Source organism: Alteromonas sp. 38, assembly GCF_902506055.1.
Taxonomy (GTDB): Bacteria; Pseudomonadota; Gammaproteobacteria; order Enterobacterales; family Alteromonadaceae; genus Alteromonas; species Alteromonas lipotrueae.
The window spans coordinates 541,219-565,351 of sequence record NZ_LR733300.1; the positions used below are offsets into that span (position 1 = coordinate 541,219).

A 24,133-nucleotide genomic window follows, 5' to 3' on the forward strand; every position below is an offset into this window, starting at 1 on the left:
TCCGGTTATCCAATTTACCTATCTCAGAGGATTTCTAGATGGCGAAAGTCGCAATAGTTATGGGCTCAACCTCAGACTGGCCTACCATGCAACAAGCAGCGAAAATGCTGAAGTCGTTTGGTGTTGAATTCGACGCAAAAGTGGTATCAGCACACAGAACGCCAAACTTGTTGGTTGAATTTGCAGAAGGTGCAGCAGATGAAGGCTTTAGTGCCATTATTGCTGGCGCTGGTGGTGCAGCACACTTACCGGGTATGATTGCTGCGCACACGCACTTGCCAGTATTTGGTTGTCCGGTAAAATCTAAAGCGTTAAGCGGTCTTGATTCCCTGTTATCAATTGTACAAATGCCTAAGGGCGTAGCGGTTGGCACATTAGCCATCGGCGAAGCAGGTGCAGCCAATGCGGGTCTGCTAGCGGCTCAAGTGGTGGCTTTGCAAGATAAGAATGTGCGCGATGCAGTCATTGCCTTTCGAAAGCAACAAACCGAGACGGTATTGGCTTCAAGCAATACCTTGGAGCTTGACGAATGAGAGTAGTCGTTTACGGTGCAGGCCAATTGGCGCAAATGATGTATTTGGCGGGCAGTCCGCTCGGCATTGACGTGCAGGCTGTCGACGTAAACAACGATACTGTCGTGCACCCAGTAAGTAAAACCCCCCTTGATACCACCTTAGATCAAGCCTTAGAAGGTGCTGATGCACTCACGGTAGAATTTGAACATGTGCCAGAGCGCTTGCTTGAAGAAGCGACCAAAACGGGCAAGTTAATGCCCAGTATTGAAAGCATTTTGGTTGGCGCTGATAGAGTGCGAGAAAAAGCATTACTTGAGGGCATGAAAGTCGCTAACAGTGCGCACCGTATTGTTACTCACTTAGATCAGCTTGATGAATGTGTTGAAGCATTGGGCGAGAAGCTGATTCTAAAATCCAGTCGTGATGGTTATGATGGCTATGGGCAATGGCGATTAGCCAATAAAGATGAGCTGCCTGAACTTAAACGGGCTTTAGCCACCTTAAATTTAGAAAAAGTACCTCTTGTGGTAGAGAAGATGGTGGCCTTTGAACGTGAGCTTTCATTAATTGGCGTGCGCAACAAGCAAGGCGATGTGCGCACTTACCCGCTCGCTGAAAATTTACATTATCAAGGCCAACTACATGTGTCGGTTGCCCCTGCTACTCATGTTAATGAAGTGCTTCAGGCCAAAGCTCACGATATTTTTGTGAAACTGGCTGAAGGTATGGACTATGTCGGCGTGTTAGCGGTTGAATTGTTTCAATGTGGTGATGAGCTCTTGGTTAATGAACTTGCGCCAAGAGTTCACAATTCTGGCCATTGGAGTCAATCAGGTGCAGTAACCAGTCAATTTGAAAATCACCTTCGTGCAATTTGTGGCTTACCTTTGGGTGACACATCGGCTATTGGGTTAAGCGCAATGATAAATATTATTGGCTGCAGTAGTTTTTCAAGAGAGCTATTGAGTATTGATGGCAGTCATTTACATTGGTATGGAAAATCGGTGCGTGAAAAACGCAAGATGGGTCATATCAATGTTACCACTGACAGCTACCAAAAATTGGGCGAAAAATTACACGATTTGAGCCAATATTTGCCGTTAGAGTACTTTCCGAAACTGATTGGCGAGGCAAAACGTTTAAAAGGTTGACAACCTTTTAATTGTGGCTATTATACGCATCCGCTGTTAACCCAGTGGGTGTGAAAAGTGTGCCGACTTAGCTCAGTTGGTAGAGCAACTGACTTGTAATCAGTAGGTCGCCAGTTCGATTCCGGCAGTCGGCACCATTCTTTCACATCGCGTTTTTATCTAGTCCTTTCTAGGTTAACTTCCTCGCTATAGCTTTCCCTTTCGGGATACATTTTCAGAATCTCTATATTTTCTTCTTTATTGAATAAACCTACCGTACACTATTAGCCAACTTTTTATTTTGGAAGCGGCGGTATGACACCCAATACTCATTCACTATCCTTTAAGTTACTTTCAGTGTTTATGTTTGCACTGACGGCGTGCAGTGTTCAAGCTACGCACCCTGTTTCTGTTAGTGACGGCTTCGCCCGCGCTACATTTCCAATGGCACAATCTGCCGCCCTTTACTTTACGCTGCGCAATAAAAGCGAAACACCGGTTAAATTAACAGGTGTAAACGTAAGCAATGATATTGCCAGCGACGCGCAAATTCATACCACCGAAATGAATAATGACATGATGCGTATGCGAGAAGTAAAAGAGGGAATAGTCATTGCGCCAAGTGAATCGCTTTCCTTTGCGCCGGGCGGGTATCACGTGATGTTGTTGGGGTTAGAAAAAGGGCTAGTTGAAGGCAATAGTGTGTCACTTACCCTGTCTTTTGACGCTGCCCCAGATTACACCGTAGATTTACCGATTATAGGAATGGATAAAGAAGCGAGCCATCAGCATCATCATTGAAGTGAATCGACAAAGTAGATGTGCACAATCGCTATAATTATAATCCAAATCAATATTCTTAGAGTATCATTAAGGTAACATTTGAATGGTATTTTCAATTCTAAATTAGTGAATTAGTTGCTAACCCAAGGAGAGACATATGAGCAAGATTGATATCGGCATTTCAGAAGAAGATCGTAATGCAGTGGCTGAAGGCCTTAAAAAACTATTAGCAGATTCTTACACGCTTTACCTACAAACCCATAACTTCCATTGGAATGTAGAAGGTCCACAATTTAGACAACTACACCTGATGTTTGAAGAACAATACACAGAGCTTGCAGAGGCAGTTGATGAAATTGCTGAACGTATTCGCACACTAGGTGTTTCAGCGCCAGGTACCTACAAGTCATTCGCTGAATTAAGCGCAATTGATGAAGTGGAAGGCGTACCTGAAGCATCAGAAATGGTGGCATTACTTACCCATGGTCACGAGCAAGTGGTTAAAACATCGCGTGATTCACTTAAGTTAGCGCAAGACGCAGATGACGAGTCTTCTGCTGCACTGATTGGTGATCGTATGCGCGTTCACGAAAAGTCTGCTTGGATGCTTCGCGCAATGTTGGCAAAATAAGCCGAAATACTCTTTACGGCGGATAAATTATGACACGCACTATGATAAACGTGCTGTCTGTTTGTACATTAACGCTGGCTGGGGCAACTCAGCCAGCGTTTTCGCAACAAGCAGACGCTAAAACACAGACAAATAAAAATCTAGTGGTTACTGAATTAGCACAAGGGTTAGTTCACCCTTGGGGGATGACCTTCCTACCTAATGGCGACATGCTGATTACCGAGCGCGAGGGCGGCATCAGACGCCTCAGCCAATCGGGTGAACTATCGCCGCGCTTATCAAATGTGCCTGAGGTTGAAGCGAACAATCAGGGGGGGATGTTAGACATTGCCATCGATCCCGAGTTTGAAACTAACAATTCGGTATACTTTTGTTTCAGCCAACCTGGTGAAGGTGGAAGCAGCAGTAGCGTTGCCAAAGCAACGCTTAGCGGCAACGCGCTAGCAAATGTTGAAACTATCTTTAGTGCCGCTCCACTTATTGATAACGGCTTTCATTTTGGTTGTCGCTTAGCGTTTGATGCCAACAAGCAGCTTTTTATCACCTTGGGCGACCGTTATAAATATATGAAGGAAGCGCAAAATACCGATAACCATTTCGGTACCATTGTGCGTGTTAACCGCGATGGCAGCGTGCCTAGTGATAACCCTTTTATTGACGGGAAAGCCCCTGAAATTTATAGCTTCGGCCACCGAAATGTTCAAGGTATTACCATTCACCCAGAAACCGGGGATGTATGGGCCATGGAACATGGGCCAAAAGGCGGTGATGAAGTTAATGTGTTGTCAAAAGGTGCTAACTACGGTTGGCCTGTCATTACCTATGGTATTGATTACAGCGGTGACATTATCAGTGACAAAACCCATATGGACGGTATGGAACAACCAATACTTTACTGGGACCCCTCTATCGCACCAAGCGGTATGGCGTTCTACCAAGGTGATTTGTTTCCAGAGTGGAACGGAGATTTGTTGGTAGGCTCGTTAAAGTTCACGCATTTACGACGAATCGAGATGGATGGCGGTAAGCCTGGTGAGCAACATGAATATGTGCGTGATAACCAAGCCCGTATTCGTGATGTAGAAGTTGGGCCTAACGGTGCTATCTATCTGCTAACCGATGCTACCAACGGCAAAGTGTTAAAACTCACCCCCGCCAAGTAAACGGTCAGTGCAGCGCTATTTCTAGTGTGTAGATTAAAAGCGAGGCACTGCGGTAAAAACTTAAAAAGCCAGCGCACTGGGTGCGTCTGGTTTTTATTTTTTTGCACCCATTAAGTTTTTAGCAATTGTTAAGCCCTAAGGCTGACTTTACCTATTAAGATGTCCTTAAACATCACCCAGTCGCCCAACAAGCTATAGAGCGGGTGGCGAAAAGTCGCAGGTTTATTTTTTTCATAAAAGAAATGTCCCACCCAAGCAAAGCCATAGCCAACTACCGGAATCAGCCACAATAATGCTAAGTTACCTGTAACTATGCTACTGGCGATGACACCTAACACTAACCACGAACCAATAAAGTGTAATTTTCTACAAGTTAAATTGGCATGTTCCGCAAGGTAATAAGGATAGAACTCGCTAAAAGATTGAAATTGATTGTGAACGTTTGACTCGGTAGCCATGGCGTAGCCCTCCAGTGAGTGTCGTTACGCGTAAGTTAACAACAAATTAACACGTCAACCTAGGTAAGTATGTCGCGAATACGACATTGTTGCCGATTTTTTGTAGCGGTTGTTTTTTGCTATCAGTTACCCCATATTCATTGTCAGAAAATAAATGTTTAAAAGGCCCACTTTATGGACAATCTTGTTGCGAACAATGCGGCAACTATCGTTGATATTACTGTTGAGAATTTTCAGCAAGTTATCTTAGAAGCATCACAAGAAAAGCTGGTGCTTATTGATTTTTGGGCGGACTGGTGCGAACCATGTAAAGATCTACTGCCTATCTTAGAAAAGATTGCAGGGGAGTATGCCGAGCACCTTATTCTTGCCAAAGTGGATTGTGAAACGCAGCAAGAAGTTGCAGGTCAATTTGGTATTCGTAGCTTGCCTACTGTGATGGTGGTGCAAAATGGTCAACCTGTAGATGGCTTTGCGGGTGTTCAACCAGAAGCGCAAATTCGTGAAATGCTAGCTAAATATCTGCCCAACCCTGAAGACGATTTTCTTGCCGCGGCAGGACAAGCTATTCAACGGGGCGACTATGTAGAAGGCTTATCGAATGCGAAACAAGTTTTAGAGATGAGCCCTGACAACATCAATGCCAAGTACATGGTGATTGATTGCTACATTGAGACAGGGTCGATAACACAGGCTAAAGCCTTGTTGGACGAGATTAAGTTAGTCGATCAGGATGCGCGTTATAATACCCTTAACGGTAAAATAGAACTTGCTGAACAGGCCGCCGATACACCTGAAATTCGCCAATTACAGGCGTCGGTAGCAGCCAATCCTGATGACTTACAACTTAAAGTGGATTTGGCCGTGCAATTACACCAAGCCAATAAATCTGAAGAAGCGTTATCCTTGTTGCTTACCGTACTGAAAAAAGAGCTTGGTTTTGGAGATGCACGTAAAATTATGCTGGATATGATTAATGCATTAACCGACGGCGATGCGCTGAAATCTGAATATAGACGCAAGGTCTACAGCTTGCTTTATTAGCATTGAAAGTAAGGGCCATGATGTGCCCTTACTTTTTAGTTATAGGTGAAAAGCCTTCTTTGTCTAGCCAATTAAGCGCTGCAAAGTAATGTTGAAAGTAGTTCCTTTCATAGCCTAGAAGATTAAAATCTCTTTCTTTAGCAGGGTGGGTATATTCTAACTGCGCGCGCTTTACCATACCTGTGTCTAATACATAGGCAGAGCGTCGTAGCCCTTTAGTAATGCTATATTTTATAGCGTCAATGACGACTTGTTGTGTATCTGGTGTAGACAATACCCATCTGCGGCCATCTAGAAGTGCTCCCCATGGTTTATCATCGAATCTAACTACTAAATCATGTATTTCTTCAGTAAAGGCTTCTGCGGTTTTAAAATTCCACGCACCCGTTGCAAACACTTCCAATACATTCCCAGAGATATCTAACGTATAATTTCCATATTTGGGAAAACGCATGAATTTGTTTCCGTGTGATTAAGTGCAATACTCTACGTATAGCAGATGATAGAATTTTTGCACTATTTAGCGTTTTAAAAATGAAAAATTTCAGTAGGTTGAATATAAAATATTCGAATAACCATCAGGTTAGCAAAATGGGATGTGTGTGCGAGTGTTTATCCCTATTGAGTCATTTCTATGCTTAAGTGATTACCTTAGGCGCTGCTAGCTGCTACCAAGCTTTATGGAAGTTTACGCGGTTTGTGTAAATGAATTTAAATAAAACAACGGGGTTTTAAATGGATTGGCTTTGGCCCGCGCTAGCAATAGTGCTTATTGTAGAGGGCATTGGCCCTTTGTTATTTCCTACGCGCTGGCGCTTGTATTTATTACAAATAAGTCAAATGCCAACCAATCAACTACGTCAAACCGGCGGTGTTTTAGTTGTGATAGGCGTGGTTTGTCTTTTTTACTTGTCACAATAAGTTTAAATTTATTACTAAAAATTGGTCTAATATACAGTTGGTTAGCAAGGATTAGACTGATAAAGACTATGAATCTTCAATAACTGGCGTATTTTTGCGCATAAAACAGATGATAAAGGGTATGAATTTTTGGTAGAATCCCCGCCTAATTTTCTTACACAATATGATTCATGGCAAAGAACGTTGTGGTACTCGGCACTCAATGGGGTGACGAGGGTAAAGGCAAAGTAGTAGATCTACTTACTGATCGAGCAAAATATGTGGTTCGCTATCAAGGCGGTCACAATGCAGGTCATACTCTAGTAATCGACGGTAAAAAAACCGTTCTTCACTTAATTCCATCAGGCATTCTGCGTGACAACGTTACCTGCATTATTGGTAACGGCGTAGTACTTAGCCCTGATGCACTCATGACGGAAATGACGATGCTTGAAAAGCGTGGTGTTCCGGTACGTGAGCGTTTGAAAATCAGTGAAGCATGCCCCCTTATTCTTCCTTATCACATTGCTTTAGATGTAGCGCGCGAAAAAGCCCGTGGCGCTAAAGCTATTGGTACTACTGGTCGCGGTATTGGACCAGCGTACGAAGATAAAGTGGCTCGCCGTGGTTTACGCGTGGGCGATTTGTTCAATGCAGAAGATTTTGCAGCTAAGCTCAAAGAAGTACTTGATGTACACAACTTCACATTGACTAAATACTATGGTGAAGAAGCAGTCGATTTCGATGAAACCTTAAAAGGTGCCATGGCCGTTGCTGACATTCTTAAAGCAATGGTTGTTGATGTAACCGACGAACTAGATAAAGCCCATAAAGCGGGTCTGCCAATCATGTTCGAAGGTGCGCAAGGTACATTGCTTGATATCGATCACGGTACGTATCCTTATGTAACGTCTTCTAATACCACTGTTGGCGGCGTAGCCACTGGCGCTGGTTTTGGGCCGTTAAAGTTAGATTATGTATTGGGTATTGTTAAGGCGTACACAACTCGTGTAGGTTCTGGCCCATTCCCTACCGAGCTCGATTGCGAAGTGGGTAATCATTTAGGCGTTAAAGGCCACGAGTTTGGTGCAACTACAGGTCGTAAGCGCCGTACTGGTTGGTTTGATGCTGTAGCAATGAAGCGTGCAGTTCAAATTAACTCGATTACCGGTTTCTGCTTAACCAAATTAGATGTGCTTGACGGCTTAGAGTCACTACAAATTTGTATCGGTTATAAAGATGCAGACGGTAACGTGAAAGATGTTCCTCCTATGGCGGCTGACGGTTACGATAAAGTCACCCCAGTGTATGAAGAAATGCCAGGCTGGAGCGACAACACGTACGGTGTAACGACGTTTGAAGGCTTACCACAAGCTGCGAAAAGCTACATTCAGCGCCTAGAGCACCTTACCGGTGTTCCAGTAGATATCGTTTCTACTGGCCCTGATCGTAACGAGACGATTGTTTTACGCAACCCATACGACGCGTAAACTAGCCCCGTCTAGTTAGGCCATTTAAAAGCCCGGTACTTATTTTTAAGTACCGGGCTTTTTCGTGTAGGCAGTCAACTGATATTCAGGTAATAATTAAACATTAATTAACAAAATAATTGGGTTGTGGTTTATTGCCCTCATTACTATAAAATGAATATTGGCTTATTCGGTTGTGCCTGAACCTGAATTTAAAACCCAGCAGGTCAACAGTCTTCACATGCAGGTGGAATGTATTATGTCTAATCAACCAACGCTTCATGCCGTAGAACCCGGTTTTTGCTTTCTCGATACGGTAGCTTCGCTTCAAACAAGTTTTAAGTCTGGCAAAACCCGTTCTTTAGAATGGCGTAAGAGTCAATTAGACGCCCTAAAGCGCCTGCTGATTGAAAACGAAAAAGAGATATTGCACGCACTTCATCAAGACTTAGGTAAAAGCGAAAGTGAAGCCTACGTGGCCGAACATGGCTTTTTGCTATCGGATATTAAGCATACCCAAAAGCATTTAAATAAATGGATGCAGCCCCGAAAAGTATCCACCCCACTTATTGCGTGGCCGGGCAAAAGCTTTCAGCAACCAGAACCTTTGGGAACAGTGCTTATCATAGGCGCGTGGAACTACCCACTTCAGTTGTTGCTGGCGCCTTACATTGCCGCATTAGCAGCAGGTAACTGCGCGGTGTTGAAACCATCTGAGCTGGCCGTTGAAACCTCAGCGATTATGGCGAAACTCATTCCCCAGTACATGGATACTTCATGTGTAGAAGTGATTGAGGGCGGAAAGGAAGAATCGTCGGCATTACTTGCGTGTAAATGGGATCATATTTTCTACACTGGCGGCGAAGCGGTTGGCAAAATTGTCATGTCTGCAGCCGCTAGGCATTTAACCCCTGTTACGCTGGAACTGGGCGGTAAAAGCCCCTGTATTGTTGATAGTAGCACCAACTTGAAAATTACCGCGCGTCGAATTGTTTGGGGCAAGTGGATGAATGCGGGGCAAACCTGTATTGCGCCCGACTACGTGCTAGTGGTGAAAGGCTTTGAACAAAAGCTAATAGACGCCATTAAGAAAGAGCTTAAATCCCAGTTTGGTAAAAACCCTTTTTCATCGAAAGATTACGGTAATATTATCAATACCCGCCATTTGCATCGCCTTCAAGGGTACTTAGATGGGGTTAACGTAGTTTACGGCGGAGATATAAATGAAGCGCGGCCTGCCATGACGCCTACATTGGTACTCGACCCTGCGAAAGACAGCGTAATCATGCAAGAAGAGATTTTCGGTCCTATTTTACCTATAGTGCCCGTCGCCTCTATCGACGAAGCCATCGGGTTTATCAACGACAGACCTAAACCTTTGGCGCTGTATGCGTTCAGTGATGACGATAAAGTACTTAATAATATCATTGAAAAAACGAGCTCGGGCAGTGTGTGCACCAACGACACGATGATTTTCATGACTAACCCAGAGCTACCTTTTGGCGGCGTGGGTAACAGCGGCATGGGTAGTTACCATGGCCAAGCTGGGTTTGATACCTTTAGTCATGTCAAAACCGTAATGAAGCGGGCCTTCGCTTTAGATGCCCCCGTACGTTATGCGCCATTTTCTAAATTCAAACTATCGTTATTGAAGAAATTTTTATAGGACATAACGCATGGCGCAGCCGTTTCATTTAGCAATACCTGTCAGTAACCTTACCAATGCAGAGGCCTTTTACGGCGAACTATTAGGCTGTGAAAAAGGGCGCAGTGATAGCCAATGGATTGATTGGAACTTCTTCGGTCATCAACTAGTCACTCATTGCGTTGAGGCAATGCCGTCACCCCCTTCCCATAATGGGGTGGATAGCTATGCTGTACCTGTTCCGCATTTTGGCGTCGTGCTTGAAATGTCTCAATGGCAGGCGTTGGCTGACAAAGTAAGTGCCGCCGATATAGAGTTTGTTATTGAGCCTTACATTCGATTTAAAGGCCAGTCAGGAGAACAAGCTACCATGTTCTTTATGGACTATTGCGGTAATGCACTGGAGTTCAAAGCATTTGCCTCTATTGAACAGTTATTTGCGACTGATTAGCCTGTATTGAACCGTGAGCGCTTTCAAAGGCGAAAGCGCTACAACAACAGCACGATTTAGCGTGCAGACACTATGCTTTTACCGCGTCCGCTTGCTTCAGAAGCGGCTTGTACACCTTGCGCTGTGCGCTTAATTAAATGCACATCTCCAAAGCGGCGGGCATCTATGGTGTAGCCCATGTCAGTTAATTCAGCCAATGTTGACTCATCAAACCCTGGGTGAACACGAATGGTATCTTTAGGCAGTAATTGGTGGTGAAAACGAGGAGCGTTAGCAGATTTTGTGGCATCAAAATCAAACAATAATGCGTTTAATAACGACTGTGCTACCGACGAAATAATCGTAGTGCCACCAGGCGAACCGGTTGCTAAAACCACATCACCGCCCTGTTTTACTAGAGTAGGTGTCATTGAAGATAGCATGCGTTTGTAAGGTGAAATAGCATTCGCTTCACCGCCGACAGCACCAAAGAAATTAGGTACGCCAGGCTTGGCACTAAAATCATCCATCTCATCATTAAGCAAGAACCCTGCACCCGTTACTACCACGCCACTACCAAAGGTAAGGTTAATGGTGGTGGTGTTAGCAATAGCATTGCCCCATTTATCCATAATAGAAAAGTGGGTGGTATCTTCACTTTCTTTTAAGCCAGGTTTAACACTTGGCGTGTCTGAAATACTATTGGGTTGAATAAGGGCTGCGCGGCCTTTGATATAATCAGGGGCAACAAGCTTAGCTACAGGGACTTCAACAAAATCAGGATCGCCTAAGTATTCTGCTCTATCTGCAAATACACGTTTACCAATTTCAGACATCACATGCAGGTATTCGGCGCTGTTATGATCTGGCAGTGTATGATTGCTACCATAGCTTTCAAGCATGCCAATCCACTGGGCTACAGCCACGCCGCCTGAACTTGGTGGCGGTGCTGTAACTAGTGTGAACCCTTGCCAATTAAGTTCTAGCGGTTTACGCCATACGGCTTTATAAGCCGCAAGGTCGCTGTGGTTAATTAGCCCACCGTTTTCATGCATAAAGGAAACAATTTTCTTTGCAACCTCGCCTTGGTAAAAACCGTCTTGGCCGTGCTGTTGAATCGCTTTTAAGGTAGTTGCTAGTTCAGGTTGCTTGAATACCGTATTGGCTTTGGCTTGTTCAAAGTAATCTGCAAAGTTGCTGTTTAAGCCTTGCTCGCGGGTACGAGCTAAGTAGCGAGTTATATTATTGGCAAGCTTTTCTGGTACCAAGAAGCCATTTTCAGCTAGCTCAACCGCAGGTGCTACTAAGCGACTCCACGGTAAACTGCCATATTTTTGATGGGCAGCCCACATACCGGCCACCGTGCCTGGAATACCTGATGCTTTCGCGCCAAAAAGTGACTCGTAGGGTTTTACCTCTCCTTCGTCATCTAAGTACATATCTCGATGTGCCTCAGATGGTGCCATTTCGCGGTAATCGAGAAAATCAGTGTTGCCCTCAAACGCAATGGTCATAAAGCCACCACCGCCCACATTACCCGCTTCAGGTAGGGTTACTGCCAGCACAAACTGTGCAGTAATGGCAGCGTCTATCGCATTACCCCCCTCTTCTAGTACCGCATAAGCGGCGTCGGCACTAAAGGTATCGGGCATCGCTACGGCTTCTTGCTGAGTTCGCGTTACATCCCCGCCTGTTTGACTACATGCTGTCAGAAATATAAATGAGAATAGAAAAAACGTTTTCTTCAACACTGCCTCACTCCTTAAAATTTAGAAACTTTGATAAAACTTACTATCAGAATTGTGAAAAAAAGACCTAGCGCTAGCCTTACGTAACTCGCGCTAGCCAATCATAATAATGCTTGCAATGAGATAACCCACCAAGGTTAATCCGCCCGCCACAAGCGCGTAAGGAAACTGAGTTTTTACATGGGTTAATACATCGCAGCCTGCGGCTAATGACGACACAGCAGTGGTATCGGAAATAGGTGAACAATGGTCACCAAAAATACCACCACCTAAAATGGCTGCAACAACCAACGAAGGGGGTAATCCAAGGGTTTGAATTAATGGCACGCCGATAGGAATAAGAATGGCAAAGGTGCCCCACGAGGTTCCGGTAGTAAAGGACATCACCGCCCCTGCAATAAACAACATAGGTACGATGAAAACAAGGGGGAGGTATTCACCCACCACGCCTGCCACAAATACACCTGTCCCTAAGTCTTTTAAGCTATTGCCCAAGGTAAGAGACAGCAACACAATGGTGACGAGTGGTAGTAATTCGCCCATACCCTTAAAGCCAATCTCAACGGCTTCTTTGTGAGTGAATCGTTTGTGCCAAAGTAAAAGGCCATAAGCGATTGCTGTGGCAAGAGCCGTTGCATAAAGCACAGATTTACTGCCACTGCCTTCAGACAAGGTGCCGTTGCCGGTCCAAAACATAAAACCCACCATGCTGAATACCATGGTTAGCAATGGCACTAACATGTAACGCGCTTTAGTGGCGGTTTCAGTTTGTTGGGGAATGTCTGTTTTCGATAGGGTTTTCTCTTCTAAAGCCAATGGCCCGTGCACTTTGTCTGCGGCTATGGTGTAAGCCACAATCAACAAAGTGAAAATAGCGTAGAAGTTAAAGAATACGCTGCCCCACAGTATGGAGGCTGAAGATGCTGGTAGCTCGTAGGTGTCGAGCAAGCTCAATATGAACGCTCCCCAACCATTAAGTAAAATGAGTATGCATACTGGTGCGCTGGTGGAATCAATTATATACGCCAAACGGGCGCGGCTCATGCCGAAGCGGTCGAATAAACCTCGAGCAAAGATCCCCGCCGTTAACACACTCAAATTCGATTCAATAAATACTGCGATACCGGTAAACATTGTCAGGCTGCCAACCTGTTTTTTGTTCTTGGCCACCCCTTTGCCCACTAAGTAATTAACCGTAGCGGTTACACCGCCAGAGTCGCGAATGAACGCCAGCAGGGCGCCAACTAAAACAGAAAATAAAATGACTCGGGTATTACCTGGGCTTGAAGCGGTATCGACTACGCGCTCTATAGCATTGATTGGCGCAAGAAAGCTGGTGGCGGGGCTTGCAGTTAACAAAATAAGTGCTTCAGAGCACAGCACCGCGAGTAGCAATGCCAAGATAACTTCTTTTTTCCAGAATACGACAATGATCGCAACCAATGGGGGGATAATTGATACCCAATCCATACTACTTTCCATACTTTATTATTGTGAAATACTGCCATTCGCTTATAGAGCGAATATCTGAGCTTGTACGTTGATACTAAATCTACACGACGCTGTTCGTGAATGCGAAACGGGCGGTTAGCTATACATTTGCACATTGAACAGCAATTCATATGCATGATTATGTGCAATAGCGACTAGCGTAACGCAGAGCACACGGTTAATTCCACAGAATGACACGTATTTATTCTGTATGCATTGGTTTTTGATACCATGGCAATTAATATGCGTATCAAAGCGTAACTTATCGTTATGCTTATCACGTTAACGACAACAAAATAACAGTGGTTGTTGCAGCGATTGCCGAAATAACTAACACAACTTCTGGCAAAACCATTGTTCAAGCCATTATAAAAAACTAGGATCCTATTTGCGCCTTCTCCCATTACTAGCCAACTTATTACCTTACAGCTTCCTGTTTAGTCTATGCATAGTCATGCAACCGAGCGCTTATGCGAATCAGTCAAGCCAATACGAACAGATAAACCAGTCTTTTGGACAAAGCTCTGTTAAACAAAGCTCTGTTAAACAAAGCTCTGTTAAACAAAGCTCTGAGGAACAAAGCGCTATTGGTCAAAAAGTCATTCTCGATTTTCGATTCTACTGCGATGATGGCACTAGCTCGAAAGCGTGCAAAAAGCCGGTAACCAGGCTACCAGATGCGCTAAAAGAGTTACTCGTCACCCACAACATTGGTGGCGTTATCTTATTTTCTGAAAATATTAAAACCAATAAGCAACTAATAGAGCTGAATTACGCCATGCAACAGTCAATGGCAAAAGCGAATTTGCCACCGCTATTTATTGCGGTAGACCAAGAAGGGGGAAGAGTGGCTCGTTTACCCTCTTCTATGCTCACGCCTTTTCCCGGAAATTTGGCTATAGGGGCAAGCTATTATCAGCACAGCACAGCATTTGCTGAAAATGTAGCGAAAGGTATTGGCAGTAGTTTGAGTTCATTAGGGATAAATACGAATTTTGCCCCGTCGGTAGACATTAACAGCGAGCCAAAAAACCCGGTTATTAATGTACGTAGTTTTGGCGAATCACCTAGCGATGTTGCCGTGCTAGGACAATCGTTTGTAAACGGGTTGCATTCAACGGGCGTGATAAGTGCTATTAAACACTTTCCTGGTCATGGCGATACGCAAACAGACAGCCATACGGGCCTGCCTAAGGTTAAACATTCAAAACCTCAAGCGCTAAAAGGAGACCTATTGCCTTTTAGCCGAATTATCAGCGGTGGTAATCCGCCTGGTATGTTGATGAGTGCACATATCCAATACCCATCATTAGATAGCACTACAGTAAAAGACAAACAGGGAAGGGTGATGACAATCCCTGCAACGTTGTCTCGTAAAATACTCCATGATGTATTGCGAAGCGAGTTGGGTTACCAAGGAGTGGTTGTTACCGATGCACTAGATATGGCGGGTATTGCTAAATACTTCTCACCTGAAGATGTCATGATAAAAGCCTATCAAGCTGGTGCCGACATCGCCCTAATGCCGTTTACCATTAGAACGCCACAAGATATTAAAATGTTTGCTGCATTAATGGGCAAGGTAAGTAAGCGGATAAGCAGTGGGGAAGTCCCCTCAACACAGCTTGCAACTTCCTTACAACGCATTGCGTTACTTAAAGCTAAATTCAGCCTGAATAGCTACGCTGGGAAAGCGCTTTCTTGGTGGGTCTCTGATGTAAATAATAACGCTAAAAAAACAAGAAATATTCAAATTGAGAAAGCGCTTTCCAGGGCGGCGATCACATCACTTTTTGGCGCCGAAAAACTACCCGTTACTCAGAAAACCTGGCTGGCATTAATGCCCGATGCGCTTAGGTGTTTAGCGCTTGAAAAAAGCCTATCTACGATTGCGCCCAAGGTAGGAATGGCTTGCCTGCCGCTTACCAAGCTTCCAAACAAAGCCACCTTCGATTACGCATTGAAGCAAGCCGATCTATTGATGGTGGGAGATATTTCACCACAACATGCCGTTTATGAAATGAAAGGCTTCGATAGCGAAGAGGCGATGACTTCACGGGCGTCGCTGGTTGATGTACATAGATATACTAAATCAGCCTTGGGAAAAGCGAAAAAACAAGGGCTTACCACGGTTCTAGTGCCGCTTCGCATGCCCTATATAGCAAAAGAAATGCAGCCACACACCGATATTGCTATTGCTACATTCAGTTACAACGTGGATAGTCAAATATACAGCCCAATCTTCGATGCTTTAGTAGAAACCTTACTAGGCTTGAACAGACCCAACGATTACTTACCTGTTCAGTGGAATCGCGACTCTGAGTAGTGTTAAAGTCATAGCGTCGTCCAGACAGCCGATGAATGACTAGGCTATGTATGTAAGCAATTGAGGCTGAGAATTTAATTAAAAACTTTCAGCTAGCGCTAGTGTTGCTAATGGGCTGAAGCAAAAAACAAAATTTAAAATTCAACGCTATACGGCGAAAACCTAAGTTAAATGTAACTTGGAAATAAGAAAAAATGGAGTTTCAGTGTGGATACGATGGTGGCTTATCTCATTCCCTTTATTCCGCTAGTCTTAGCGATTATTTTGGTAGTGGTGGGGTTGGGCACACTTCATTACGTGCTACTTGCGCGACAATCTCACCTAACCAGTGAGCAAAAGTTGCCGCGCCAAGTTACTTTGTTAGTACTTACTATTGTAGGTTTGGTCGCCATCTCCATGGCACTTCCGGTGAACGAAAGTACACGCAATCAAGTGATCGCGCTAATTGGTGTTTTGTTATCTGGTGTCATTGCATTTTCATCTACTACCATGGTGGGTAATCTGATGGCTGGCTTGGTATTGCGGGTAAATAAACCGTTTAAAGTGGGAGACTTTATTCGCGTGGAAGACTACAGCGGGAGGGTGGCTGAAATGGGCTTGCTAGATACGGAAATTCAAACCGAAACCCGTGAGTTAATTGCTTTTTCTAATACCCTAATGGTGAACACTCCGGTGAGAGTGACTCGTGCCTCAGGGGCGATTATCTCGGTTGATTTAAGCCTAGGTTATGATGTTCATCACTCAGAGGTTGAGAAGCACTTACTAACTGCGGCAGCCAATGCGGGGTTAGAAGAGCCTTTTGTCCAAGTGATTTCTCTAGGCGATTTTTCAGTAAGCTACCGAGTTGCTGGCCTGCTTAAAGAAGTGAAAAGCATGCTAAGTGCGCGTTCTCGATTGCACAAGTCGGTGCTTGATGCATTGCACAATACTGGGATTGAAATCGTATCGCCCACTTTTATGAATCAGCGGCCCCAACCTGAGGGGCTGCAAATGATTCCTCAGCAATCTGGCACATCGAAAGAGATAGCGGCGCCTCAGGATGAAGAAGAGGGTAATCCCGAAGCAATCATTTTTGATAAAGCGGAAGAGGCTGAGCAGCATGAGAAAAATCGAGAAGGTTTAGCCGAACAAATCGCGGCTATCAGTCTACAACTTGAAACCGCAGAGGGTGATGAAAAAGAACAATTAAAAACACACAAAGCGACGTTAGAAAAGCGGCTGGCTGACCTCGTCGAGCAGCACCGCGATGTGTGAATAAACCACCCCACTGTGCCGGCTTAACCCAATAGAGCATGTAACGCTATTAGATACCCCTCTATAACAATTTTCAGGCACCTGACTGGCAAGCGGTGCCAGTGCACTTTTATTCAGCCCTGGGGTAGTGAAGCCCTTAGTTCCCGCAAAGCCGCAACAAGTAATATCAGAAGGGATAATAACGTTTGAAGTGCAAAGGTTCGTCAACGCGTTGATAGCAACCCCTGAATCTAGCTTAGTACTTGAACACCCAATGTGGAGCATAATAGGGGCATCTGTTTTAACTACCTTTAAACGAGGTGCTATATGGTGAAGTAAATACTCGCTTACCTCAAAGGCTTTTCTTTTATTGGTATTTAAATCTTTGGCGTTTTTTGAAGTTACGTTGTAAGCACAAGCGCTGTTGTCAATGATGACAGGCCAGCGTCCTTGCTCAGAAAGTGTATAAGCTTCTTGTGTCCATGCCGCGAGTTTATCTCTCGCAGTGCTTGTTTCACCTTCACTATCCCAAGGTTGGCCACAACAAAGGTCTTTTGCGCTAGAGAACACCACTTCCACGTTGGCCTTTTCACACAAAGAAACCACAGCCTGAATAACACTTTTTTCATTAGCGTTGCCACCGAAAACTTTGCTTGGGCAACTAACCATGTAAACTACTTTTGAAGTCGCCTGAGAAAGCGCTTTCCCGGCCACTTTCTCAGCTGTATTTTCAGAGCAGTTTTGCTGCCCTAAATGGGTAGGTAATTCTGCGATGTACTCAGCGTCTTTTTCAGTCGCTTTATGTGCTTCAGATGCTGTTTCATTAGCGAGAGTAGTAGCGTTAAAATCTGTCCCGTTTTTATACTGCGAAGTATTTTTATTATATTTCGAAGCTTGGGGAACAGCATTATGAAGCTGGGGTAAATGAAGTGCACCTGTAATAGAATTAAATGTCTTTTCGCCAATTACCCCTTTTACTTTATGGCCGATATTTAGTGAAAAACGTGCAATTGATAACGCCTTATCGGTATGTTTAGCGGCAAGGTCACTTACTAATTTGGTCGCAGGACCTCTAACACGCTGGCCACGTATTTGTTTTATCCACTGCCCAGTATCAATGCCTACCGGACAAGCGCTTGCGCATAAGCCGGTTGCTGCACAGCTATCTACCGCTAAATGTGAAAATGCGTCGCTAATTTCATTGATAACCCTAGGTTCTGTTAATGACGTTTGTCGCCGCTTCAATGCAATGCGTTGGCGTGGCGACAAGGTATAATTAAGCGAAGGGCACTGAGGTTCACAAAAGCCGCACTCAATACAGGCATCTACCGTGTCTTGTACTGCCGGCATCGGCTTTAAGTGAGTAATATGTGCTTTAGGATCGTCATTTAAAATAACCCCTGGGTTTAGAATACCTTTAGGATCGATAATATCTTTGAGAGCGCGCATTAACGCCACGCCTTCTTCACCCCACTGTGCAGTAAGAAACGGTGCCATATTACGCCCCGTGCCATGCTCGGCCTTTAAACTCCCCGCAAAGCGCTGTGTCACTAGCACGCTTATATCGGCCATAAAGGCCTGATAGCGGCTGACTTCTTTTGCGGAATTGAACCCTTGGCTAAAAACAAAGTGCACATTGCCATCGAGTGCATGACCAAAAATAATGCCGTCGTGGTAATCGTGCTTTTCGAATAAGGCGACTAGCGCATTTAATCCATCGGCTAAATTTTCAAGCGGGAAGGCCACATCTTCAATAATGACCGTGGTGCCAGTCGGCCTTACTGCGCCAACTGCGGGAAATAGTCCTTTTCGAATGTTCCACAATTTCTCGATGATGCTAGGCTCTGCGGTGAAATCTTGCAGAGGCTGGCCTTGCTTCTGCTTATGCTCTTGCTTAGCAGGGTGCTCATGTTCTTTACTTAAACCCAGTGCTGGCTGGGTTAAAATGTCGCGTACCGTTTTAAGCGTACAATCAAGTTCAGCCTGTGAAGGGGCACCTACATCAATAAGTAGAGCAACAGCATCTGGGTTGCTAATATTGCGTTTGCTAACTACCACCTCGTCTAGCAACGGCGCAACTGTGCGCAATGCTCTGGCGTCCATCAACTCTACAGCATCTACATCACAGGCTTTTAGCGCAGGGATAACGGCACAAGCGGCTTCAAAATCTTCAAATAAGTATAACCCGGTTTCTCGCGCACTAGGCAAAGGCACGGTGTTGTAGGTAATGTTGGCAATGAAGCCCAATGTGCCTTCTGAACCAATCATTAGGTGTGTAAAAATATCTAGCGGGTTTTCATAATCAAGTAAGGCGTTGAGGCCATACCCCATAGTATTTTTAAGGCGATATTGGTAACGCACTTTTTCAGTCAGTGCTGTATTCGCCAAGAGCGTGCTGCGAAGCTCAGCAAGAGAGGCTAACAACACACTATGGCTTTGCTCAAACGCTGCAACGCTTTGTGCATCAGCGGTATTGACTTCACTGCCGTCGGGCAACAATACGTGAATGTGACGCAGAGTGTGATACGAGTTGTTTTTCACCCCACAGCACATGCCCGACGCATTATTCGCTGCAATCCCGCCCACTTTACAGGCGTTAATAGAAGCCGGATCTGGCCCAATTTTTCGGCCATAACCTGCCAATATTCGATTCGCTTTTGCGCCAATAATACCCGGCGCTAATGATATGGCCTCACCGTTATCTATTACCTCAAACTGTTGCCAATCTGGGGTTAGCATGACCAATACCGAGTCTGTAATTGCTTGACCAGATAAACTGGTGCCCGCCGCACGAAATGTCAGGGCGATATTTAAGCGATTAGCCATTGCTAATACGCGGCACATAACGTGAATACTAGGCACTTTTATTACTAACTTAGGAATTTTGGTGTAAAAGCTGGCGTCGGTAGCAAGGGCAATTAGCCTAGGTTTATCGTTAATAATATTATCGGGCGCTAACCATTCACTAATGCCCTTTAAAAAGGCATGAAAGTTAATATCATCAGCAGGTGTGCTTGCCACATTATTCACTACCATCTCTGTTTGAGCTTTTTCCGGCGTATTGCGGCTATTCATTGGGCGTCATCGCTTTGAAATTTACGGTTTACAACGCTGCCTTTTCCTTCGCTAGGTAATTCAGAAGCCGTAAACGGGTAAAGTAAATAGGGAGCGCGAAGCTGTTTAAATGTAGCCAAGCCTTCAGCCCAGCTTGCTTGTATTTGGTTGCTGGTTTTCCCCGCGATAATGGCCTGTCGGAGTGAATCCGTACCGGCTAACTTATCGAAAAAATCTGGGCGAGTGAAAAAGTTAATGCCTTGTTCCGTAAACTGAGCATAAGCGCTAAGTAGTACCTCAATATCTAACCCTGAAATAGGGGCTTGTGTCATTAATGCAGCCTTCAGGGTAGTGTTATTGTGTTTAGGGAATGGGGCTGCTTGGTTAGCAGCTACGTCTATACTTTCATCGCCAAGCGCTACAACAGGGTGGCCGATAAGCTGAAAAGGAAGCGGTGTACCTCTTCCCACACTTACGTCCGTGCCTTCAAAAAAGCAAAGGGTGGGGTATAAGGTAATGGCAGCATCAGTAGGTAGATTCGGGCTGGGGGCAACAGGCAGAGAGTAAGGCATTTGTTTATGATAATTTGCCACGGGAATAACCGTTAACAGCGCCTGCTGCTTGGTTTGATGCGCCAGCGACTTAGATTGATGCTGCTGCGCTGGCTGTTTCGCATCAATGGCATCGGTCGCAATCCACTGTTCACCCACTATCAATAATGCGAGCTCGCCTAACGTCATACCGTGCAATACAGGAATGGCGTGCATGCCTACAAACGATGTATAATCCGGCTGTAAAATAGGGCCATCAGTAAAGGCGCCATTAGGATTGGGTCTGTCTAATACTATGACAGGAATGTGCGCCTGAGCAGCGGCCTCTAGTACGTAATGTAAGGTGCTTAAATACGTATAAAAACGCACCCCTACATCTTGAATGTCGAACACCAGAATATCGGTATTGGCTAACATGTCGTCCGTCGGCTTTTTCGTTTTACCGTAAAGGGAGTGAATAGGAAGACCCGTTTTAGCATCAACATCGTTATCTATTTTTTCACCCGCTCCCGCCTTGCCGCGAAAGCCATGTTCGGGCGACATAATACTCACCACATTGATATCACGACTTAGCAGCGCGTCGACTAAGTGGGTTGGCTCCGAAGAACTTTTTGATGAAACCGAGCTTTTTACCCCCGAGCTTCCTACCCCCGAGCCTTCTATAATCGAGCTTTGGTTAACCACCAGAGTAACTAGTTTGCCTTCAAGTAAAGGCAAATATTCATCAAATTGCGCCGCGCCTACTTGTAACCTACGCTCAGCAACGTCAGCCCTCTCATGGGCTTTGGTATTTACAGTGGCTTTGGTATTTGTAGCAGCTTGGGCATAGCCTGGCATGCTAAAAGTAATAGCAGCGCTTAATAGCAAAACGAATGTAAGTAGCGACTTAATAGGCATTTATGAAGGTGGCCTTTTAAAGCGGTTGTTTTACAGCGTGACGCAAATAGCCATTGCTGGCCACCAATTGTTTAGCCGCGTCGTCGGCATTAGCCCCCGTTAGCACCATTAAGATAGCCAGCTTTGCATTGTTGTTCGATGCTTTTAGCGCGGTAGCGGCGTCGTGTTCATTACATTCAGTGGCTTGCATCACAATGCGTAGGGCGCGGGCTTTTAGCTTTTCGTTAGTTGCGTTGACATCCACCATTAAGTTTTCAAAGGTTTTGCCCAGCTTGATCATGGTGGCGGTACTTATCATGTTAAGTACCAGCTTTTGCGCAGTGCCAGATTTCATTCTTGTTGAACCGGTAAGTGCCTCGGGGCCCACCACTGGGCAAATGGCAATATCGGCATGTTCAAATATGGCCGAGTTTGGGCTACAGGCTATAGCCGCTGTAGTCGCGCCTATAGATTGCGCATACGCAAGGGCGCCTGAAACATAAGGCGTGCGCCCACTTGCCGACAACCCAACCAGAGTGTCGTGTTGACTAAGCGTAATATTAATAACATCTTGTTTGCCGGCTTCTCGATTATCTTCTGCCCCTTCAACTGCGTGTAAAACCGCTCGTTCGCCGCCAGCAATAATGCCGATTACAACCCCATCTGGCACACTGAAGGTGGGTCTACATTCAGCTGCATCTAAAATACCTAGCCTGCCACTGGTGCCCGCGCCTATATAAATGAGCCGCCCGCCTTTTGCGATGCTTTGTGCAGCGGCGTTTACCACTTTTGCGATGGCAGGAATTTCGGTTGCCACACTTGGGGCAACTTTGGCGTCTTCATGATTAATTCGCGCCAGCATTCCTTCTGTGGAAAGGGTATCAATATCTACAGTATTGGGGTTTCGCCCTTCAGACACTACCCGTTCTAAATCTTTAGCGAGGTGGTGAATACTACGTGATGAGTCGGTGGGCTGCATGGTGATACCTTACGAAAGACAAAGGGAGTTAATTTGCTATACATTCATGCTGGATGTCTTGGCTAGCATACTGAATTTGCATATATGTGTAAGAGCAAATTAACCATATTTACAACGCATTATAATGTGGCGAACCTGTAGCGTAAACCAGAGAGGCGCAAACCAACAAGGCGTGCTCCATAGGGCAAAAGATAACAGAAGCATAGTTCGTACGTGCGTTCATAAATTTGTGTACCGAGAATTCGATTTCATTCAACTCGTGATACACTCTGCCCCTATGCAAATACAAAGGATTATCTGTTTACTGTGAGCCGTCAAACCCAAGCCATTATTCACGCTGATGCTATTTTAAGTAACTTTAAACGAATAGCAGAATTAGCCCCTACAAGCCGTTCTATGGCGGTGGTAAAAGCAGATGCTTATGGGCATGGTGCAGTTAACGTTTCACGTATTCTACAACATGTATCCCCTCGGTTTGCAGTGGCAATTATTGAAGAAGCTATTGCACTTAGAGAGGCAGGGATAACAGCGCCTATCGTAGTGTTAGAAGGTGCACACCAAGCTAAAGAGTGCGCTATGGCTGCAGCGCATGGCTGTATTCTAGTCATGCACAATCAAGCGCAGTTAGAATGGATGTTAGCGTGTCCTGAAGGCAATCGCCCCACTATTTGGCTAAAAGCCGACAGTGGCATGCATCGACTTGGTTTTTCCCTTAACACCCTGCCAAGCCTTGTTGAACAATACGCATCGCTTATTACCAAAGACACTGTGCTTGCCACACATTTGGCCTGTGCAGACGACATCAGTAACGATTTCACCCAACAACAGCTAAGTGCCTTCACTCAGGTTGTTAGCCAATTAGGCCTACCTGTTAGTATTGCTAATTCTCCGGCCACCATTGAATGGCCACAAAGCCGTGGCGATTGGAACCGCCTAGGCATTGCTGTTTACGGCGGCCAGCCAAATACGGCCAATGTGGCATTAGCCCCTACCATGACGTTACGTTCTAGTATTATTGCCCTTCGCGATGTGCCAAAAGGCGAGTCGGTTGGTTACGGTCAAAACTGGGTGGCGCAAAAAGATAGCCGCATTGCTACGGTCGGTATTGGCTATGCTGACGGTTACCCAAGACATTGCCCGAACGGCACGCCTGTTGTAGTAAACGGCGAGCGCGCTGGCCTAGTCGGGCGTGTGTCTATGGACATGATCACCATCGACGTTACCCATATTTCGAACGTTAACATTGGCGATAGGGTAGAACTTTGGGGTGAGAATGTACCTATTAACGAGGTGGCAGAAGCTGCCGGTAGCATAGATTACGAATTGTTAACCCGAGTATCAGCCCGTGTACCTCGCATAGTGAAATATCGCTAGTACTTACAGTAGTTTACATTCTTGTAAATGCGCTGATGAATGACCATTCACCGAAACAATGGGGTGTTTTTCACTCGCTTGTGCCTATACTAACGTCCCACTTTCAGTATTGAGATGAATATTTCATCTTCGACTGTTGTGGGTATATCACGTAAGTGAGGTTTGTATGCGTACTTCGTTTTCTCGCCCTAGGGTGAATCGAGGACTAGTAAGTCGACCGTTTAAGCCTGTGCAGAAAAAAGCAGTAGGGTAGCGACAAGGATACAAAGCGTTACGTTAGGAATAATATAAAAACCCGGCATTGATATGGCCGGGTTTTTTACGTTTAGCGCA

General features: G+C 45.2%; 20 protein-coding genes and 1 tRNA gene. 14 read left to right on the top strand and 7 right to left on the bottom strand.

Features of this window, described 5'->3' with window-relative positions:
• The first annotated feature begins 38 nt into the window (after positions 1-38).
• The 6 genes from purE (at position 39) to FLAVO9R_RS02305 (ending at position 4,222) form a co-directional block, all read left to right on the top strand.
• A complete protein-coding gene (gene purE / locus FLAVO9R_RS02280; protein WP_159528413.1) occupies positions 39-533 on the top strand; it encodes a 5-(carboxyamino)imidazole ribonucleotide mutase in 495 nt (164 codons plus the stop codon).
• Positions 530-1,666 (top strand): 5-(carboxyamino)imidazole ribonucleotide synthase, encoded by a 1,137-nt coding sequence (locus FLAVO9R_RS02285; RefSeq protein ID WP_159528415.1) that lies wholly within the window; start codon positions 530-532, stop codon positions 1,664-1,666. The genes purE and FLAVO9R_RS02285 overlap by 4 nt, the downstream gene beginning before the upstream one ends.
• A 61-nt stretch (positions 1,667-1,727) precedes the next feature.
• A tRNA-Thr gene (locus FLAVO9R_RS02290) sits at positions 1,728-1,803 on the top strand.
• Between the two features lie 157 nt (positions 1,804-1,960).
• Positions 1,961-2,446: a copper chaperone PCu(A)C gene (locus FLAVO9R_RS02295; protein WP_159528417.1), complete on the top strand. Its 486-nt coding sequence runs from the start codon at positions 1,961-1,963 to the stop codon at positions 2,444-2,446.
• A gap of 139 nt (positions 2,447-2,585) precedes the next feature.
• On the top strand, positions 2,586-3,059 hold the full coding sequence (locus tag FLAVO9R_RS02300; protein WP_013785598.1) for a Dps family protein: 474 nt from the start codon (positions 2,586-2,588) through the stop codon (positions 3,057-3,059).
• A 29-nt stretch (positions 3,060-3,088) separates the two neighbouring features.
• Complete coding sequence (locus FLAVO9R_RS02305; protein WP_159528419.1) at positions 3,089-4,222, top strand: PQQ-dependent sugar dehydrogenase; 1,134 nt, start codon at positions 3,089-3,091, stop codon at positions 4,220-4,222.
• Between the two features lie 128 nt (positions 4,223-4,350).
• On the opposite strand, the gene FLAVO9R_RS02310 is transcribed toward FLAVO9R_RS02305, so the two are convergent.
• Complete coding sequence (locus FLAVO9R_RS02310; protein WP_159528421.1) at positions 4,351-4,680, bottom strand: DUF962 domain-containing protein; 330 nt, start codon at positions 4,678-4,680, stop codon at positions 4,351-4,353.
• Between the two features lie 174 nt (positions 4,681-4,854).
• Between FLAVO9R_RS02310 and trxA the strand changes: the two genes are divergently transcribed.
• A complete protein-coding gene (gene trxA, locus FLAVO9R_RS02315) occupies positions 4,855-5,724 on the top strand; it encodes a thioredoxin (RefSeq protein ID WP_159528423.1) in 870 nt (289 codons plus the stop codon).
• Between the two features lie 28 nt (positions 5,725-5,752).
• Here the strand turns inward: trxA and FLAVO9R_RS02320 are convergent, their stop codons facing one another.
• Positions 5,753-6,178, bottom strand: a complete 426-nt coding sequence (locus tag FLAVO9R_RS02320) for a hypothetical protein (RefSeq protein WP_159528425.1) — start codon at positions 6,176-6,178, stop codon at positions 5,753-5,755.
• A gap of 281 nt (positions 6,179-6,459) precedes the next feature.
• On the opposite strand from FLAVO9R_RS02320, the gene FLAVO9R_RS02325 reads away from it, so the two are divergent.
• The 4 genes from FLAVO9R_RS02325 to FLAVO9R_RS02340 all read left to right on the top strand — a co-directional run bounded on the left by FLAVO9R_RS02325 (position 6,460) and on the right by FLAVO9R_RS02340 (position 10,189).
• Positions 6,460-6,645, top strand: a complete 186-nt coding sequence (locus FLAVO9R_RS02325; protein ID WP_159528427.1) for a DUF2065 domain-containing protein — start codon at positions 6,460-6,462, stop codon at positions 6,643-6,645.
• Between the two features lie 170 nt (positions 6,646-6,815).
• The gene (locus tag FLAVO9R_RS02330) at positions 6,816-8,114 is read left to right on the top strand and encodes an adenylosuccinate synthase (RefSeq protein ID WP_159528429.1); all 1,299 of its coding nucleotides are present in this window, start codon (positions 6,816-6,818) and stop codon (positions 8,112-8,114) included.
• 238 nt (positions 8,115-8,352) lie between these two features.
• The gene (locus tag FLAVO9R_RS02335; protein ID WP_159528430.1) at positions 8,353-9,759 is read left to right on the top strand and encodes an aldehyde dehydrogenase family protein; all 1,407 of its coding nucleotides are present in this window, start codon (positions 8,353-8,355) and stop codon (positions 9,757-9,759) included.
• A 10-nt stretch (positions 9,760-9,769) separates the two neighbouring features.
• Entirely contained in the window at positions 9,770-10,189 is a 420-nt protein-coding gene (locus tag FLAVO9R_RS02340) for a VOC family protein (RefSeq protein ID WP_159528432.1), read from the top strand.
• A gap of 56 nt (positions 10,190-10,245) precedes the next feature.
• Here FLAVO9R_RS02340 and ggt read toward each other — a convergent pair whose 3' ends face one another.
• Positions 10,246-11,886 carry a gamma-glutamyltransferase gene (ggt, locus tag FLAVO9R_RS02345; protein WP_232370713.1) on the bottom strand — a complete coding sequence of 547 codons (1,641 nt, stop codon included), beginning with the start codon at positions 11,884-11,886 and terminating at the stop codon, positions 10,246-10,248.
• A 123-nt stretch (positions 11,887-12,009) separates the two neighbouring features.
• Positions 12,010-13,386: a Na+/H+ antiporter NhaC family protein gene (locus tag FLAVO9R_RS02350; RefSeq protein ID WP_126872899.1), complete on the bottom strand. Its 1,377-nt coding sequence runs from the start codon at positions 13,384-13,386 to the stop codon at positions 12,010-12,012.
• 475 nt (positions 13,387-13,861) lie between these two features.
• On the opposite strand from FLAVO9R_RS02350, the gene FLAVO9R_RS02355 reads away from it, so the two are divergent.
• Both FLAVO9R_RS02355 and FLAVO9R_RS02360 read left to right on the top strand, forming a co-directional pair.
• Complete coding sequence (locus tag FLAVO9R_RS02355) at positions 13,862-15,733, top strand: glycoside hydrolase family 3 N-terminal domain-containing protein (protein ID WP_232370558.1); 1,872 nt, start codon at positions 13,862-13,864, stop codon at positions 15,731-15,733.
• A 216-nt stretch (positions 15,734-15,949) separates the two neighbouring features.
• Positions 15,950-16,987: a mechanosensitive ion channel family protein gene (locus FLAVO9R_RS02360; RefSeq protein ID WP_159534341.1), complete on the top strand. Its 1,038-nt coding sequence runs from the start codon at positions 15,950-15,952 to the stop codon at positions 16,985-16,987.
• Here FLAVO9R_RS02360 and FLAVO9R_RS02365 read toward each other — a convergent pair.
• From FLAVO9R_RS02365 to murQ, 3 genes are read right to left on the bottom strand one after another with little or no spacing between them, the layout of a single operon-like run.
• Entirely contained in the window at positions 16,940-20,041 is a 3,102-nt protein-coding gene (locus FLAVO9R_RS02365; RefSeq protein WP_159528437.1) for an FAD-binding and (Fe-S)-binding domain-containing protein, read from the bottom strand. The two genes, FLAVO9R_RS02360 and FLAVO9R_RS02365, sit on opposite strands and share 48 nt — an antisense overlap.
• On the bottom strand, positions 20,038-21,468 hold the full coding sequence (locus FLAVO9R_RS02370) for an exo-beta-N-acetylmuramidase NamZ family protein (protein WP_159528439.1): 1,431 nt from the start codon (positions 21,466-21,468) through the stop codon (positions 20,038-20,040). Before FLAVO9R_RS02370 ends, FLAVO9R_RS02365 begins: the two co-directional genes overlap by 4 nt.
• Before the next feature lie 16 nt (positions 21,469-21,484).
• The gene (gene murQ, locus FLAVO9R_RS02375; RefSeq protein ID WP_159528441.1) at positions 21,485-22,426 is read right to left on the bottom strand and encodes an N-acetylmuramic acid 6-phosphate etherase; all 942 of its coding nucleotides are present in this window, start codon (positions 22,424-22,426) and stop codon (positions 21,485-21,487) included.
• A gap of 306 nt (positions 22,427-22,732) precedes the next feature.
• On the opposite strand from murQ, the gene alr reads away from it, so the two are divergent.
• The gene (gene alr / locus FLAVO9R_RS02380; RefSeq protein WP_159528443.1) at positions 22,733-23,800 is read left to right on the top strand and encodes an alanine racemase; all 1,068 of its coding nucleotides are present in this window, start codon (positions 22,733-22,735) and stop codon (positions 23,798-23,800) included.
• Positions 23,801-24,133: the final 333 nt, after the last annotated feature.